Annotated in this window: 13 protein-coding genes; 8 read left to right on the top strand and 5 right to left on the bottom strand. The window is 69.8% G+C overall.

The window, feature by feature from the left end; all coding sequences use genetic code 11:
• Nucleotides 1-185: 185 nt before the first annotated feature.
• Complete coding sequence (locus tag LPA45_RS22635; protein WP_116319740.1) at nt 186-1,250, bottom strand: VWA domain-containing protein; 1,065 nt, start codon at nt 1,248-1,250, stop codon at nt 186-188.
• A 74-nt stretch (nt 1,251-1,324) separates the two neighbouring features.
• Here LPA45_RS22635 and LPA45_RS22640 point away from each other — a divergent pair, with 74 nt between their 5' ends.
• From LPA45_RS22640 to LPA45_RS22655, 4 genes are read left to right on the top strand one after another with little or no spacing between them, the layout of a single operon-like run.
• Complete coding sequence (locus tag LPA45_RS22640) at nt 1,325-2,248, top strand: S1C family serine protease (RefSeq protein ID WP_317921327.1); 924 nt, start codon at nt 1,325-1,327, stop codon at nt 2,246-2,248.
• Nucleotides 2,249-2,261: 13 nt separating this feature from the next.
• Complete coding sequence (locus tag LPA45_RS22645; protein WP_317921328.1) at nt 2,262-3,275, top strand: MoxR family ATPase; 1,014 nt, start codon at nt 2,262-2,264, stop codon at nt 3,273-3,275.
• The gene (locus LPA45_RS22650) at nt 3,253-4,293 is read left to right on the top strand and encodes a DUF58 domain-containing protein (protein WP_317921329.1); all 1,041 of its coding nucleotides are present in this window, start codon (nt 3,253-3,255) and stop codon (nt 4,291-4,293) included. Before LPA45_RS22645 ends, LPA45_RS22650 begins: the two co-directional genes overlap by 23 nt.
• Nucleotides 4,290-5,375, top strand: a complete 1,086-nt coding sequence (locus tag LPA45_RS22655; RefSeq protein WP_317921330.1) for a VWA domain-containing protein — start codon at nt 4,290-4,292, stop codon at nt 5,373-5,375. Before LPA45_RS22650 ends, LPA45_RS22655 begins: the two co-directional genes overlap by 4 nt.
• Nucleotides 5,376-5,398: 23 nt before the next feature.
• On the opposite strand, the gene LPA45_RS22660 is transcribed toward LPA45_RS22655, so the two are convergent.
• The 3 genes from LPA45_RS22660 to LPA45_RS22670 are packed head-to-tail and all read right to left on the bottom strand — an operon-like array spanning nt 5,399 to nt 8,955.
• Complete coding sequence (locus LPA45_RS22660; protein WP_317921331.1) at nt 5,399-6,388, bottom strand: nitronate monooxygenase; 990 nt, start codon at nt 6,386-6,388, stop codon at nt 5,399-5,401.
• A 29-nt stretch (nt 6,389-6,417) separates the two neighbouring features.
• A complete protein-coding gene (locus LPA45_RS22665) occupies nt 6,418-7,974 on the bottom strand; it encodes an AMP-binding protein (protein WP_317921332.1) in 1,557 nt (518 codons plus the stop codon).
• 21 nt (nt 7,975-7,995) lie between these two features.
• Nucleotides 7,996-8,955: a tripartite tricarboxylate transporter substrate binding protein gene (locus LPA45_RS22670; RefSeq protein ID WP_317921401.1), complete on the bottom strand. Its 960-nt coding sequence runs from the start codon at nt 8,953-8,955 to the stop codon at nt 7,996-7,998.
• A 234-nt stretch (nt 8,956-9,189) separates the two neighbouring features.
• Between LPA45_RS22670 and LPA45_RS22675 the strand changes: the two genes are divergently transcribed.
• The 4 genes from LPA45_RS22675 (at nt 9,190) to LPA45_RS22690 (ending at nt 13,681) form a co-directional block, all read left to right on the top strand.
• The gene (locus LPA45_RS22675; RefSeq protein WP_317921334.1) at nt 9,190-9,837 is read left to right on the top strand and encodes a TetR/AcrR family transcriptional regulator; all 648 of its coding nucleotides are present in this window, start codon (nt 9,190-9,192) and stop codon (nt 9,835-9,837) included.
• Nucleotides 9,838-10,183: 346 nt separating this feature from the next.
• Nucleotides 10,184-11,485, top strand: coding sequence for an MFS transporter (locus LPA45_RS22680; RefSeq protein ID WP_317921335.1), 1,302 nt, complete (start codon nt 10,184-10,186; stop codon nt 11,483-11,485).
• A 2-nt stretch (nt 11,486-11,487) separates the two neighbouring features.
• A complete protein-coding gene (locus tag LPA45_RS22685; protein ID WP_317921336.1) occupies nt 11,488-12,720 on the top strand; it encodes an amidohydrolase family protein in 1,233 nt (410 codons plus the stop codon).
• A 58-nt stretch (nt 12,721-12,778) separates the two neighbouring features.
• Nucleotides 12,779-13,681 (top strand): LysR substrate-binding domain-containing protein, encoded by a 903-nt coding sequence (locus LPA45_RS22690; RefSeq protein ID WP_116319748.1) that lies wholly within the window; start codon nt 12,779-12,781, stop codon nt 13,679-13,681.
• Here the strand turns inward: LPA45_RS22690 and LPA45_RS22695 are convergent.
• Nucleotides 13,678-14,898 (bottom strand): M20 aminoacylase family protein, encoded by a 1,221-nt coding sequence (locus LPA45_RS22695; RefSeq protein ID WP_317921338.1) that lies wholly within the window; start codon nt 14,896-14,898, stop codon nt 13,678-13,680. The genes LPA45_RS22690 and LPA45_RS22695 overlap by 4 nt on opposite strands.
• Between the last annotated feature and the right edge of the window lie 8 nt (nt 14,899-14,906).

Here is a 14,906-nt window from a genome sequence, read left to right on the forward strand (position 1 = left end):
AGGTCCGGTAAATCAAGCGTCCGGCATTGTACTGTCCCTGCGTGCCGCGCCGACGCGCAGGGCGAATCGCCTGTGATACGAAACGCTACGAAGTGACCGGTACGTGACGCGCCAAGTGTCGTGCCGCATGTCGCGCCACGTGACGCGACCTGCCCTCGCTGGCTCCTCTTAACGCCGGGGCCCTGTCAACGCCGGAACCACAGCAGCGACAGCCCCGATGCCAGCACCAGCAGCAGCACGGCTGCCGCGGACAACAACGCACTCACCTCGGTTTCCCGGCGCTCCAGCGCGAAGCGGGCGCTGAGCTGGCGATACACCTTGGTCAGGTCGGCGGCCGATCCCGCCTGGAAGTATTCGCCGCCCGTCAGCGTCGCGACCGCGCGCAGGGCGGGTTCGTCGAGCTGCATGAAGTAGGACAGGCTCGACTCCGGCATGCTGGCACCCTGCGGCGAACCGAAGCCGACGGTATAGACGCGCACGCCGCGCTCGGCCGCCATGCGCGCGGCGTCGATCGGGTCCGGGCCGGTGGTGCGCCGGCCGTCGCTGAGCAGGATGACCGCGCCGTGCCGGTATGTGCCCGGCTGCACTGGCTGGCGCTTCTGGTCGCGCTTGCGCGCGGCCTCCGCGGCGGCGGCCTCGTCCAGCGACGGCGAACTGCGGCCGAACGGGTTCGCGGCGTCGTTGAAGAGAATCGCCTCAAGATCGATGCCGTCGTCGGGGAACAGCACCGCCAGCGCCTGGATCAGCCCGCTGCCGGTGGCGGTGCCGCGCTGCAGCTGGAAGCGATCGAGCGCGTCGAGCATGTCCTGGCGATTGCTGGTCGGCGGCAGCACCACGGTCGCGGTGGCGGCGAAGGACACGATGCCGAGCCGCACGCTGGCCGGAAGTCCCACGATCAGGTCACGCGCGGCCTGCTGCGCGGCGCTGATGCGCGTGGGCGGCACATCGGTGGCCTCCATGCTGCGCGAGGTGTCCATGGCCAGCACCAGCGTGATGGTGTCGGACGGCAGGGTAACGGTGGCGGTGGGCCGCGCGCAGGCCAGCAAAGCCGCGCCCAGCGCGATCAGGAACAGCAGGGGCGGGATGTGACGCCGCAGGCGTTGGCGCGGGCCCAGCGCGGCGCGGGGCAGCGCAAGGCTGGCATACAGCAGGGCGGATTTCTTGCGCCGCGCGAGCAGGTACAGGTAGGCCGCTGCCAGCACCGGGAGCGCCAGCAGCAACCAGAGCATCTGCGGCCAGAGAAACTGCATGCCCTGCTCCTTGGCGCGTGGTTAAGAGGATGGTACTGTATTTTCCAAGGCGGGACGGGACCTGGGGGGCTGCGATGAAACGGGTGACGATCTACGGGCTGGTCTCGACGGCGGTCGTCGTGGTCATTGCGGCGGGCGCGGCCATCGCCTGGCGGTCGCAGCCACCACCCCGCGTGCTCAAGCAGGCAGACATCGACGCGGCGGTGCTGCACACGCTGCAGACCAAGAGCCTGCCGTCGCGCACGGCCAGGGCGGCCGAGGCGGTGCGCGAATCGGTGGTGGAGATCCGCAGCTATACGCCGGCGGAACAACCCGTGGAAGCCGCGTCGGCGCCGAAGGCCAAGCGTGATCCCCCTGCCACACGGCGCAAATCGACACCGCCCGCCCAGCCCGCGCCGCAGGATGAGCTTGCCAAGCGCGACCCGCCCGACGGCAAGGATCCGGCCGGCGGCAAGCGCGAAGCGCGCCACATCGGCTCGGGCGTGGTCGTGACTGAAAGCGGCATGGTGCTGACCAGCTACCACGTCGTCGCCGATGCCAAGCGGCTGGAGGTCAGGTTCCACGACGGCCACATGTCCGAAGCCACAGTGGTGCAGGCCATCCCCGAGAAAGACCTCGCCGTGCTCCGGCCCAAATCCATTCCCGACGACTTGCCGGCGGCGACACTCGGCTCCAGCCGCGAGCTGGCGCCCGGCAGCGAAGTCGTCGCGGTGGGCTTTCCGTTCGGCATCGGCCCGTCGGTGTCGGCCGGCGTGGTGTCAGGGCTCGACCGCCAGTTCGTCTCGCCTGACCACAAGCAGAGCCTGGACAAGCTCATCCAGTTTGACGCCGCGGCCAACCCGGGCAACTCGGGCGGGCCGCTGGTGAACATGGACGGCGAAGTGGTTGGCATCGTCACCGCCATCCTCAACCCTAACCAGAGCGGCACTTTCCTTGGCATCGGCTTTGCCGTCACCATCGAAAACGCCGGCGTTGCCATCGGATCTTCTCCTTTCTGAAACGTGAGGGCCTATGAACGACCAAGCCAGGGGTGCTGCGGACAGCGCCGACTTGATGGAACGCCTGCTGTACGAGGTGAAGCGCGTGGTCGTCGGGCAAGACCACTTTCTCGAACGGGTGCTGGTGGCGATGCTTGCCGGCGGTCACCTGCTGGTCGAAGGCGTGCCGGGGCTGGCCAAGACGCTGACGGTCAACACGCTGGCGCGGACCATGAGCGGCACGTTCAAGCGCATCCAGTTCACGCCCGACCTGCTGCCCGCCGACCTGGTCGGCACCCGCATGTATAACCAGGGCACCGGCGAATTCTCCACCGTGCGTGGCCCGGTCTTCGCCAACCTGCTGCTGGCCGACGAGATCAACCGCGCGCCGGCCAAGGTGCAGAGCGCCCTGCTCGAAGTCATGCAGGAAAAGCAGGTCACCATCGCCGGCGAGACCCACCGCGTGCCCTCGCCGTTCCTGGTCATGGCCACGCAAAACCCGATCGAGACCGAAGGCACCTACCCCCTGCCCGAGGCGCAGGTCGACCGCTTCATGATGAAGGTGCTGGTGGGCTACCCGAGCGAGGAAGAAGAGGTCGTGATCGTCAACCGCGTCACCGGCCCGCGCATCAACGTGGGCGCGATCGCCACGCCCGAGCACCTGGCCTCGTTGCAGGAGACGTGCCGCAAGGTCTATGTCGATCCCGCGCTGATCCAGTACGCGGTGCGCGTGGTCGCGGCTACCCGCAAGCCCGGCAGCTACGGCGTGGAAGACATGGACCGCTACATTGCCTTCGGGGCCAGCCCGCGCGCCACCATCGGCCTGATCGAGGGCGCGCGCGCGCTGGCCTTCCTGCGCGCCCGGGACTATGCGCTGCCGGAAGACGTGGCCGACCTGGTGCCGGACGTGTTGCGCCACCGCCTGGCGCTGTCATACGAAGCCATGTCCGACGGCGTGACCGCCGACCAGCTCATCGGCCGCATCCTGCAGGCGCAGCCGCTCCCCGAGCGGCCGCTGGAATCCCATGTTCGGGCGGCTGAGCGCTAGGTTCCGGCGCGGGGCGGACGCCCCGGCGCCTGCTGCCGCATCTGCAAAAGCGGCGGCCACCGCTGCAGCCAACGCAGCGGTGGCCGCGGTCGGGTCGAAGCAGACCGAGGCGCTGCTGCGCCGGCTGGAATGGACAGTGGTGCGCCGGCTCGACGGCCTGCTGCAGGGCGACTACCGCACGCTGTTCCGCGGCTTCGGGCTCGACCTGGCCGACCTGCGCGAATACCGCCCCGGCGACGACGTGCGCCATATCGACTGGAACGTGACCGCGCGGCTGCAGACCCCGCACGTGCGCGAGTTCCAGGAAGACCGCGACGTCTCCGCGTGGTTCGTGCTGGACCTGAGCGGGTCGGTCGAGTTCGGGTCGGGCGCGGTGCGCAAGCGCGACCTGCTCACCGATTTCACCACCGTGATGGCGCTGCTGCTGACGCGCTATGGCAACCGCGTTGGCGCGGTGCTCTATGGCGGCGCCACCGACAAGGCTGCGTCCGCTGCGTCCGCTGCGCCTGTCATCCCCGCGCGCTCGGGCCGGCGCCAGCTGCTGCACGTGCTCGACCGCATGCATGCCACGCCGGCGGCGTGCCCGGGCGAAACCCGGCTGCGCGACCTGCTGGAGCAGGCACGCTCGGTCGCCAGGCGCCGCTCGGTCGTGTTCGTCGTGTCCGACTTCATCAGCGCGACCGGCTGGCAGGCATCGCTCGGCATGCTGGCGCGGCGCCATGAAGTGGTCGCGGTGCGGCTGGTCGATCCGCTCGAACTGGCCCTGCCCGACCTGGGCCTGGTCGTGCTGCAGGATGCCGAGACCGCCGAGCAGATCTTCGTCGACACGCATGACCCGGCCTTCCGCAAGCGCTTCGCCGCCGCGGCCGAAGCGCGCGAGGCCGAGCTGCACCAGGCCTTCGCGCGCGCCGGCGTGCAGTGCCTGACGTTGTCGACCTACGCCCGGCTGGACCTGGCGCTGCTGCACTTCACGCGCCAGCGGCGTCACCGGCAGGGAACCGCCAGGGGTGCAGCATGACCGATGCGATAAGCCGGCTGCCTGTCTTCAGCTTCCTGTGGCCGAGCATGCTGTGGGGGCTCGCGACCGTGCTGGTGCTGGCGGGCGGCTACCTGTGGCTGGATGCGCGCCGCCGGCGCGCGACCGTGCACTACCCCGCGCTGAAGACCGTCGGCGTGGCCATCCGCGGCGGCGCAGGCTGGCGCCGCCACGTGTCCCCCGTCCTCGCGCTGCTGGCGCTGACCGCGCTGATCATCGCCATCGCGCGGCCCCAGGCCGTGCTGACGCTGCCCTCGCGCATCAAGACGGTGGTGCTGGTCATCGACCTGTCCGGCAGCATGCGCGCGCAGGACATCAAGCCCAGCCGCATCCGCGCCGCGCAGCAGGCCGCCAGGGTCTTGCTTGCCGACCAGCCCTCCAGCGTCAGCGTCGGCGTGGTGGCGATGGCAGGCACCGCCGCCGTGGCGCAGGCCCCCAGCCGCAGCAAGGACGACGTTGCTGCCGCCATCGAACGCCTGAAGCCGCAGGGCGGCACGGCGCTGGGCAATGGCCTGCTGATCGCGCTGACCGCGCTGCTGCCGGAGGCCACCAACGACGCCGAACGCCTGATGAACGACGACACTCCGCAGCCGAAGAAACCGGCGGTCTCGGGCAGCGGCTCCTCCTCTTCCAGCGACAGCGACGCGGATGCCGTTGCGCCCGGCTCATACGGCGCGGGCGCGATCGTCGTGTTCTCCGACGGCGAAAGCAACGCCGGCCCGGGCGCGCTGCAGGCCGCGCAACTCGCCGCCACCCACGGCGTGCGCGTCTATACCGTGGGCGTCGGCACGCCCGAAGGCGTGGTGCTGTCGGTCGACGGCATGTCGTCCCGCGTCAGGCTGGACGAGAGGGTGCTGAAGCAGGTCGCCGACGCGACCGGCGCCGAGTACTTCCGGCTGGAAGATACGGCCCAGCTGAAGAAGGTGTACCGCGCGCTCCACGCCAAGCTGGCGTTCGACAAGCGCGACCAGGTGGAAGTCACCGCGTTCTTCACCGCGCTGGGCGCGCTGCTGGCGACGATGGCGGGGCTGCTGTCGCTGTGGTGGTTCGGGCGCGTGATGTAGTGCGGCGGATCGCGCCAGGCGCGTCACGCGCAAGCCACCGGCGCCAGCGCCCGGTACGCCGCCGCGCGCGCTCCGTCGAATTCCTGCCGCGTGCGTGCCACCAGTTCCCCCACCGACTCCACCTGCGCGACACCCGACACCGAGTGCCCCGCGCTCCAGATATCGCGCCAGCGTTTGATGCCGGCGGACCCCTGGCTTCCGTACAGCGCATCGGCGCGCTCCCGGGTCATGTCGGTGGGCAGGTTGGCCGGATCGAGGCCGCTGGCGACGATCGACGGACGCAGCGTGTTGGTTTCCAGCCCGGTGAAGGCACGCGACAGCATCACGTCGTCCAGCTCGCTGCTGACCAGCATGTCCTTGTACCCGTCGACGGCCATGCTCTCGCGCGTGGCGATGAACCGGGTGCCCATGTAGGCGAGGTCGCAGCCTAGCACCTGTGCCGACAACAGGCCCACGCCGTCGGAGATGCCGCCCGCCAGCACCACCGGCCCGTCGAAGAACTGCCGCACGGCGCGCACGAAGGCAAAGCCATTGGCCCACCCGGTCTGACCGCCCGCGCCGGCGGTCAGCAGGATCAGGCCGTCGGCGCCTGCCGCCACGGCCTTGCGCGCATGCCGCACCGAAGCGACATCGGCCAGCACCAGGCAGCCGATCTCGTGCAGCGGACCGACTACCGCATCCGGCGCGCCCACGCTGGTGATGACCATTTCGACCCGGTGCCGCAGCAGGCAGTCCAGTTCCTGCTGCAATGCCTCGCGGCGCATGATCAGGTTGGGGCAGACCGGCGCGTCGTCGGGCGTGAGCTCCGCGCCGAAGCGCGTCATCCACGCGTCGAGTTCCCCGGTCGAGCGGCAGTTCGCCGTGGGGAACGAGCCGATCACGCCGGCACGGCACGCGGCCAGCACGAGGTCCGGACCTGAGACGCGGAACATCGGCGCGGCGATCAGCGGCAGCGACAGGCGGCGGGTGATCGATTGCGGCAGGCGCTGGCCGGGAGCAGGGATGGCGTTCATATCGGTGCAGTAGGAAGACATTTTCGGGATCAGGCAACGTTGCGGCCCTGGCCGCTCCAGTGGCGCGCGCGCAGCGCCTTCTTGTCGAGCTTGCCCAGCGCGGTCAGCGGCAGGGCCATGACGATCTCCACGCGCTTGGGCGTATTGACGCTGCCCTTGAGCGCCTTGACGTGGTGGATCAGTTCTTCCGCCGACACCGACTTGCCGTCGCGCAGCACCACGTAGGCGGTCACGGCCTCGCCCCATTTGGCATCCGGCACGCCGATCACCGCGCCCATGCTGACCGCGGGGTGCGTGGCCAGCGCGTCCTCGACCTCGCGCGGATAGACGTTGAAGCCGCCGCTGACGATCATGTCCTTCTTGCGGTCGACGATAACCAGCCGCCCGCAGTCATCGGCCACGGCAACGTCGCCGGTATGGAGCCAGCCGCCGGCAAAGGCCTGCTCCGTCAGTTCCGGCTGGCGCCAGTAGCCGCTCATCGCGGCGGGGCTGCGCACGCAGATCTCGCCATGCTGGCCCGGTGCCACCTCGCGGTCGTCGTCGTCGAGCAGGCGCACTTCGCAGCCTGCCAGCGGAAAGCCGCAGGCGTCCATCAGCGCCGGCCGCGACAGGTCGTGGTCTTCCTTGCGCAGCGCGGTCATGGGCGAGCATTCCGACTGGCCATACAGCTGGCAGAACACCGGGCCGATGCGCTCGATGCCTTCGATCAGCCGCTGGCGCGAAATGGGCGCGCCAGCGTACAGCAGCGTTTCCAGCGCAGACAGGTCGAAGGCATCGAAGCGCGGATGGTCGAGCAGCCCATAGACCATGGTCGGCACCATCATGGTCGCGTTGATGCGTTCGCGCGCGATGGTGGCGGCCATCTCGTCCGGGTCGAAGCGCGCCATCAGGTGGACCGTGCCGCCGCGCAGCAGCGTCGGCACGACATTGGTGCCGGTGACGTGGGTGATGGGCGCCACCGCCAGGAAGCGCGGCGCCGGCGGCATGTCGAAATGGGCCAGCATCTGCAGCGCGACATGGCCGTTGGCGCCGCCCGATTTCATCACGCCCTTGGGCCGGCCGGTGGTGCCGCCGGTATAGGACAGCGTGGCCATGGCGCTGGCCGACGAATGGTCGACCGGTTCGGCAGCACCGGCCGCCTCTGCCAGCGCCGCCAGGTCGGTGCCGGCATCGGCGGCGCCCAGCGTCAGGATGCGGCTGCCCGGCAGGCGCGCCGCGATCTCGCCGGCGCGGTGGCCATAACTGGCGGCATCGACGATGACCGCCGCAACGTCGGCATCCTCGACCTGGAAGCAATGCGCGTCGAGCGAGCCCATCGGGTGCAGCCAGCTGGCGGCAGCGCCCAGGCCCTGCACTGCCATGCCAGCGCACCAGCTGTCGGCACGGTTGGCGCTGAGCAGGGCCACGCGGGTGCCGGCGCCGATGCCATGCCGCGCCAGCACAGCCTGGTAGCAGCCGATCAGGCTGGTGGCCTGCCGGTATGTCAGCCGGCCGCCGGCCCACTGGAACGCGATGCGTTCGGGATAGCGGCGCAGTGCCGCCAGCGCAAGCGAGAAGAAGGAAGGCGAAGCGTGGATCATCGTCATGGTTCCGGATCGGTCGGCGCCTCAGTCGGCACGGATAGCGGCGTTGGTAATGACGGTGCGCCACTTCTCTTCGTCGCGGCGCAGCTTGGCGGCGAACTCGTCGGGGCTGTTGCCGACCACGGTCACGCCCAGCTCTTCCATGCGCCGGGACACGTCCGGGTCGCGCAACGACTTGGCCACGGCCGCCGACAGCTTCTGCACGATGGCCGGGTCGGTCTTGCCCGGCGCGAGCACGCCGAACCAGCCTTCGAGGTCGAGCCCGCGGATGCCGAGTTCGCCGAAGGTCGGCGTGGACTTGAAGTACGGCGACCGCTCGCTGCTGGTGATGGCCAGCATCTTCATGCGCTCGTTGCCGGCATTGGCGCGCGCGCTGGCGAAATCGAGGAACGCCACCGGGATATGGCCCGCCTGCAGGTCCGACAGCAGCGGCGCGCCACCGCGGTACGGCACGTGGACCATGCTGATGCCCGCGCTCTGCTTGAACAGCTCGCCGAGGATGTGCGAGGAGGTGCCGTTGCCGTACGAGCCATAGCTGTACTGGCCCGGCCGCTGCTTCGCCGTCGCGATGAAATCCTTCGCGCTGCCGGTCTGGGCCGACGCGGCGCCGATCAGCACGAAGCTGGAGCGGGCCACTTCCGCGACCGGCGCGAGGTCGGTAAAGACGTCATATGGCGGCTTCGTCTTCTGCACCGACGACTGGATCAGCGCGGTCCAGGTGAACAGGATGGTGTAGCCGTCCGGCTGGGCGCGCGCCACCGCCGTGGTGCCGATCACGCTGCTGGCGCCGGGCTTGTTCTCCACCACCACCGGCTGGCCCAGCGTCTTGCCGAGCCTGTCGGCGAGCAGCCGGGCCAGGATGTCGGCGCCGGCCCCGGCGGTCGACGGCACCACCATGTGGATCGGCTTCTTCGGGTAGTCGGCGGCCTCGGCCGGGTTCGCCAGCGCCGGGGTGGCGAGCCACCCGAGCGCGCATGCCGTCATCGCCACGGCACAGGCTTTCCTGCTTGAAACGCTTACGGTCACAGCTGTCTCCTGGTGGTCTTCTTGTCGCGACGGGCCGGTCTGTCCGTGGGTCGGGCATGCCCGCCGGAGAAGCTTATAACTTGCTTGTTGATAAACAAGTAAGTGAAATCCCGAGGCGCCGCGGCGGGGTTATGCCCGCATCACTGCGTTACCATCGGCGTGTCCACGGCGGATTCCCACGGAGAAACACAGATGACGACCGAAGTCGGGGCCGCGCCGGCCCCCGCCCGGCGCCGCACGCAGAAGGAGCGGCGCGACGAGGCCGCGCGCCGGATCATGGACAGCGCCATGGCGCTGGTGTGCGAAAAAGGCATCGCCGGCCTGACGCTGGGCGAGGTGGGCGAACGCGCCGGCTACAGCCGCGGCCTTGCCGCGCACCACTACGGCCACAAGGAAGGACTGCTGGTGGCGCTGGTCGAGCAGATCGGCAAGGACGTGCGCGATGTGCGCCAGGAGGTGGCCAACTGGGCCCCCGGGCTGGAAAGCGTGCTGGGGATCGTCGGCTTCTACGTCGGCCGGCACCCGTCGCTCGACACCACGCTGCGCGCGCTGCACGTGCTGCTGTCGGAAAGCGTGGTCACCCGCGGGGCGGTGGCCGACGCGCTGGACCGGCTCAACCGCGAATCGGTGGCGATCCTGGAAGGGCATATCCGGCGCGGCATCGAAGCGGGCAATATCCGCGCCGATGTCGACCCGCTGGCCGAATCGGTGGCAATCATCGGCGCCATGCGCGGGGTGTCGGCGCAGTACCTGTTCGGCATGAGCGATGCCAGCGCCCGCGCGGTGCGCCATGCGCTGGTGGAGACGTTGCGGCGGGGGTTGCGGCGCGAGCCCGGCTGAGCGCCGGCGGCCCGAGCCCGAGGCATGCGCGGCGCGCATGCCCTGCGCCGGCATCAGGGCAAACCCTGATATGCCCTGTTTCGCCCTTGCCAGCGGCGTGGCATAAGGCTTTCCGGCCTGCTGCCCGCCAGCCTTGCCCCGGCGCGGCTTGGCCGTGGTCCACCGCCCGCCTCGCCCGCCCCGCCATGCGCTACGCGCATGCCTCCATGCGCAGATATCGTTTTTTTCATCATCGGGCCGACACCTATCATCGGCTTGCCTACCGATGCCTGCCGATGCCTTTGGCATACGCGCCCGGCATCTTCCGTAGCCCATAGCCCTGATCTGTCGCCTGGAGTGGAGTGACATGCAAGCCAACCCAACCCTTGACCGCTTGAGCGCGCCGATCGGCGCCAGCCAGCGGCGCCGCGCCATCGTTGCCACCGTCATCGGCAACGGCCTCGAGTGGTTCGATTTCACCGTCTACAGCTTCTTCGCGGTCATCATCGCGCGGCTGTTCTTCCCCACCGGCGACGAACTGTCGTCGCTGCTGCTGGCCGTCGCCACCTTCGGCGTCGGCTTCTTCATGCGGCCGGTGGGCGGCATCATCATCGGCATCTATGCCGACCGCGTCGGCCGCAAGGCGGCGCTGTCGCTGACCATCCTGCTGATGGCGGTGGGCACCACGCTGATCGGCATCGCGCCCACCTATGAGCAGGTGGGCCTGTTCGCGCCGATGCTGATCGTGCTCGCGCGCCTGCTGCAGGGCTTCTCCGCCGGCGGCGAGATGGGCGGCGCCACCGCCTTCCTGACCGAGTACGCGCCCGAACGCGAGCGCGCCTATTACTCCAGCTGGATCCAGGCCAGCATCGGCGTGGCCGTGCTGCTGGGCGCGGCGGTCGGCACCTTCGTCACCTCGTCGCTGCCGCCCGAGGCGCTCAACAGCTGGGGCTGGCGCCTGCCCTTCCTGATCGGCATGCTGATCGGCCCGGTGGGCTACTACATCCGCCATCACCTCGATGAGACGCCCACGTTCCAGCAGACCAAGGACAAAACCGATTCGCCGCTGAAGGAAGTGCTGCGCGACTACCCGCGCCAGACCGCCGCCAGTTTCTCGATGGTGATCCTGTGGACGGTATGCACCTACGTGCTGCTGTTCTACATGCCGACCTATGCCGTCAAGGTGCTGAAGGTGCCGCAGTCGTCGGGCTTCGTGGCCGGCATGGTCGGCGGCATGGCGATCCTGGTATTCGCGCCGCTGGTGGGCCGCCTGGCCGACCGCTACGGCCGCCGCATCCTGCTGTCGGGCTCGGCCGCGCTGATCTTCGTGCTGGCCTGGCCGATGTACGTGTACATCAACCAGGTCCCGGGCCTGTTCTCGCTGCTGGTGTTCCAGCTGGTGTTCGGCGTGCTGATCGCTGGCTATACCGGCCCGATCCTGGCGGCCTTCTCCGAGATGTTCCCGGCCAAGGTGCTGTCGACCGGCCTGTCGGTCGCCTACAACCTGGCGGTCACCATCTTCGGCGGCTTCGCCTCCTTCATCATCACCTGGCTGATCGCCACCACCGGCAGCACCATGGCGCCCGCGCTCTACGTGATGATCGCCGCCGCCATCAGCTTCGCCGGCACGCTGCTGGTGCGCGAACCTGCCTACCTCCGCAAGCAATGACCATGAACCAGATCCTGCTGAAGGGCGGCAACGTCCTGGACCCCGCCCGCGGCACCGCGCTGCCGCGCGCCGATGTGCTGATCGAAGGCGAGCGCATCGTCGAAGTCTCCGCGCAAGGCATCGTGGCGCCGCACGCGCGGCAGATCGATGTCGCCGGCAAGACCGTGATGCCTGGCCTGATCGACTGCCACGTGCACGTGCTGGCCGCGCTGGCCAACCTCGGCGTGAACGCGGTGCAGCCCAACGTGCTGGTGGCCTTCCGCGCCATGCCGATCATGAAGTCGATGCTGGAGCGCGGCTTCACCACCGTGCGCGATGCCGGCGGCGCCGACTGGGGCCTGTCGCAGGCAGTGGCCACCGGGCTGATCCCCGGGCCGCGCATCTTCCCGTCCGGCAAGGCGTTGTCGCAGACCGGCGGGCATGGCGACTTCCGCCCGCGCGCCGACGTGCTCGAGCCCTGCTCGTGCGCCTTCCGTGCCGGCGCCATCGCGCGCGTTGCCGACGGCGTCGACGCGGTGCGCCTGGCCGTGCGCGAAGAAATCCAGAAGGGCGCCACGCAGATCAAGATCATGGCCTCCGGCGGCGTGGCCTCGCCGACCGACCCGATCGGCAACACCCAGTACAGCGAGGACGAGATCCGCGCGATCGTGGCCGAGGCCGAAGCCGCGCAGACCTACGTGATGGCACACGCCTACACCGGCCGCGCCATCACGCGGGCGATCCGCTGCGGCGTGCGCACCATCGAGCACGGCAACCTGGTCGATGCCGCGGCGGCGCGCGTGATGCGCGAGCACGGCGCCTTCGTGGTGCCGACGCTGGTCACCTACGATGCGCTGGCCCGCGACGGCGCGCGCCTGGGCCTGCCGCCGGAATCGGTCGCCAAGATCGAGACCGTGCGCGAGGCCGGCCGCAACTCGCTGGCGATCTACGCCGAGGCCGGCGTGCCGATGGCCTTCGGCTCCGACCTGCTGGGCGAGATGCACCACTACCAGTCCGACGAGTTCCGCATCCGCGCCGAACTGCTCGGCGCGCTGGAGACCATCCGCTCGGCCACCTCGATTGCCGCCGCGGTGCTGCAGCGCGAGGACGAGCTTGGCACGGTCAAGGCCGGCGCGCTGGCCGACCTGCTGGTGGTCGACGGCGACCCGCTGCAGGACATCAGCCTGCTGTGCGGCCAGGGCGAGCATATCTCTCTGGTCATGCAGGCCGGGCGCATCCACGCGCGGCAGGGGTAAGCCTTCGGCTGGCTTTCCCTTAAGATGGGCGGCTGGTTCCCCGACGTCCGGCCGTCCCATGCGCATCTCCCCCCTTCCTCCCCTTCCCTGCCTGGTCGCCTTCGAGGCGGCCATGCGGCACGGCAACTTCACCCGCGCGGCCGCGGAACTGCACCTGACGCAGAGCGCGATCAGCCGGCAGGTGGCGCAGCTGGAACGCTTCCTCGGCAAGAAACTGTTCGAGCGCGGGCCGCGCGCGCTGAGCCTGACGGTCAGCGGCCAGCAATACGCCGAGCAGATCCAGCGCCTGCTGGTCGACTGCGCCGAAGCGACCGAAAGCGTGATGCGGCGCAAGGGCAGCACCGAGCTGACGGTGGCGGCGTCGTCGGGCGTGTCCACGCTGTGGATCGCGCCGCGGCTGGCGCAATTCCGCGCCGAGCATCCCGACGTACAGGTGCGGCTGTTCGTCAGCGACGGGCTCGCGTCACTGGTCGACACCAGCTTCGACGTCGCGCTGTACTACCTGCGCGAAGGCCCGCCGCAAGGACTGGCCGCGCAGCGGCTCTACGACGAGGAAGTGGTGCCGGTCTGCGCGCCCGGCTACCTGCGCGGCCGGCGGCTGGCGGTGGCCGACCTGCCGGGCGAGACGCTGCTGGTGCTGGAAGACGCGCAGCGCCAGTGGATGTCGTGGCCGGCGTGGCTGGCGCAGAACGGGCTGGGCAAGGCACGCGTGCAGAACACCGTGGTGTCGAACGCCTACCCGATCCTGGTGCAGCTCGCGATCGAAGGCCACGGCATCGTGCTGGGCTGGCGCCACATGATCGACGGCTGCCTGAAGGACGGCCGGCTGGTACGCGCCTGCGAGGCCAGCGCCACACTCGGTGGCGGCTATTACGCGCTGTGGCATCGGGACCGGGTGGAGACGTCGGTCGCGCGCACCTTCCGGCAATGGCTGGTGCAGCAGAGCGGCAGGCCGGCCTAGGCAGGTGTCCGGGCGGCCGCGTTCGTCACATGCGCCGGCCATGGCTGGTCCACCAGGAAGCGCTCGCAGAGCAGCGCCCAGTACGCCGCGCCCACCGGGATGTTGCCGTCGTTGAAGTCGTAGCCGGGGTTATGCACCATGCAGCCACCCTCGGCCCCTTCGCCATTGCCGATCCACAGGTAGCAGCCGGGCACCGCGTCCAGCATGAAGGCGAAGTCCTCGCTCGCCGCGATCGGCGGCGCCTGGCGGTCGACGTGGCCGGGCCCCAGCAGCTCCAGCGCAACCTGGCCGGCAAGCGCCGTTTCCGCCGGCGTGTTCACCAACACCGGATAGCCGCGCTCGTAGTCGACCTGGGCCGTCACGCCGTAGCTTTGCGCCTGCGCGGCCACCAGTTCGCGGATGCGCTGTTCGAGCTGTTCGCGGACGCGGCGGTCCAGCGCGCGCACGCTCAGCCGGAGCACCGCCTGCGCGGGAATGATGTTGGAGACGGTGCCCGCCTGGAACGCGCCCACCGTGATCACCGCCGCTTGCAGCGGATCGACATTGCGCGCCACGATGGTCTGCAACGCCATCACGATCGAAGCACCGGCCACGACCGGATCGGCCGCGTTGTGCGGGAACGCCGCGTGGCCGCCGATGCCGGCGAGCGTGATGGTCACGTTATCCGCCGAAGCCTGCGCCGCGCCCTGGCGCAGCAGCAACCGGCCCGGCGCCGTGCCCGGGACGTTGTGCATGGCGAAGATGGCATCGCACGGGTACTTGTCGAACAACCCCGCTTCCATCATCCGCTTTGCGCCGCCCAACCCCTCCTCCGCCGGCTGGAAGATCAGGTTCAGCGTGCCGCTGAAGTTGCCATGCCGCGCGAGATGCCTGGCTGCGCAAAGCAGCATGGCGGTATGCCCGTCATGCCCGCAGGCGTGCATCACGCCGGGATGGCAACTGGCATAGGGCAGCCCGGTGGCTTCCGCCATCGGCAGCGCGTCCATGTCGGCGCGGATGCCGAGACTGCGCCCGCCGTTGCCGCGCCGCAGCCGGCCAACGACGCCGGTGGTGCCGAGCCCGCGCTCCACCTCGTAGCCCCATTCGGCGAGCAGGCGGGCCACGATGTCGCTGGTGCGGTGTTCCTCGAAGCCAAGTTCCGGATGGCGATGGAGATCGCGGCGGATGGCAACGAAGGCTTCGGCGCTGTCCCGCAGCGCTGCCAGGATGGGATGCATGGCTTCCT

This window comes from Cupriavidus sp. Agwp_2 (genome assembly GCF_040784895.1).
In the GTDB taxonomy this organism is placed as follows: Bacteria; Pseudomonadota; Gammaproteobacteria; order Burkholderiales; family Burkholderiaceae; genus Cupriavidus.

What these genes read in the sequence shown, in the direction of transcription:
- LPA45_RS22635 (WP_116319740.1), bottom strand. Translation starts at nt 1,250, where the DNA reads ATGCAGTTTCTCTGGCCGCAGATGCTCTGGTTGCTGCTGGCGCTCCCG.
- LPA45_RS22640 (WP_317921327.1), top strand. Translation starts at nt 1,325, where the DNA reads ATGAAACGGGTGACGATCTACGGGCTGGTCTCGACGGCGGTCGTCGTG.
- LPA45_RS22645 (WP_317921328.1), top strand. Translation starts at nt 2,262, where the DNA reads ATGAACGACCAAGCCAGGGGTGCTGCGGACAGCGCCGACTTGATGGAA.
- LPA45_RS22650 (WP_317921329.1), top strand. Translation starts at nt 3,253, where the DNA reads ATGTTCGGGCGGCTGAGCGCTAGGTTCCGGCGCGGGGCGGACGCCCCG.
- LPA45_RS22655 (WP_317921330.1), top strand. Translation starts at nt 4,290, where the DNA reads ATGACCGATGCGATAAGCCGGCTGCCTGTCTTCAGCTTCCTGTGGCCG.
- LPA45_RS22660 (WP_317921331.1), bottom strand. Translation starts at nt 6,388, where the DNA reads ATGAACGCCATCCCTGCTCCCGGCCAGCGCCTGCCGCAATCGATCACC.
- LPA45_RS22665 (WP_317921332.1), bottom strand. Translation starts at nt 7,974, where the DNA reads ATGACGATGATCCACGCTTCGCCTTCCTTCTTCTCGCTTGCGCTGGCG.
- LPA45_RS22670 (WP_317921401.1), bottom strand. Translation starts at nt 8,955, where the DNA reads ATGACGGCATGCGCGCTCGGGTGGCTCGCCACCCCGGCGCTGGCGAAC.
- LPA45_RS22675 (WP_317921334.1), top strand. Translation starts at nt 9,190, where the DNA reads ATGACGACCGAAGTCGGGGCCGCGCCGGCCCCCGCCCGGCGCCGCACG.
- LPA45_RS22680 (WP_317921335.1), top strand. Translation starts at nt 10,184, where the DNA reads ATGCAAGCCAACCCAACCCTTGACCGCTTGAGCGCGCCGATCGGCGCC.
- LPA45_RS22685 (WP_317921336.1), top strand. Translation starts at nt 11,488, where the DNA reads ATGAACCAGATCCTGCTGAAGGGCGGCAACGTCCTGGACCCCGCCCGC.
- LPA45_RS22690 (WP_116319748.1), top strand. Translation starts at nt 12,779, where the DNA reads ATGCGCATCTCCCCCCTTCCTCCCCTTCCCTGCCTGGTCGCCTTCGAG.
- LPA45_RS22695 (WP_317921338.1), bottom strand. Translation starts at nt 14,898, where the DNA reads ATGCATCCCATCCTGGCAGCGCTGCGGGACAGCGCCGAAGCCTTCGTT.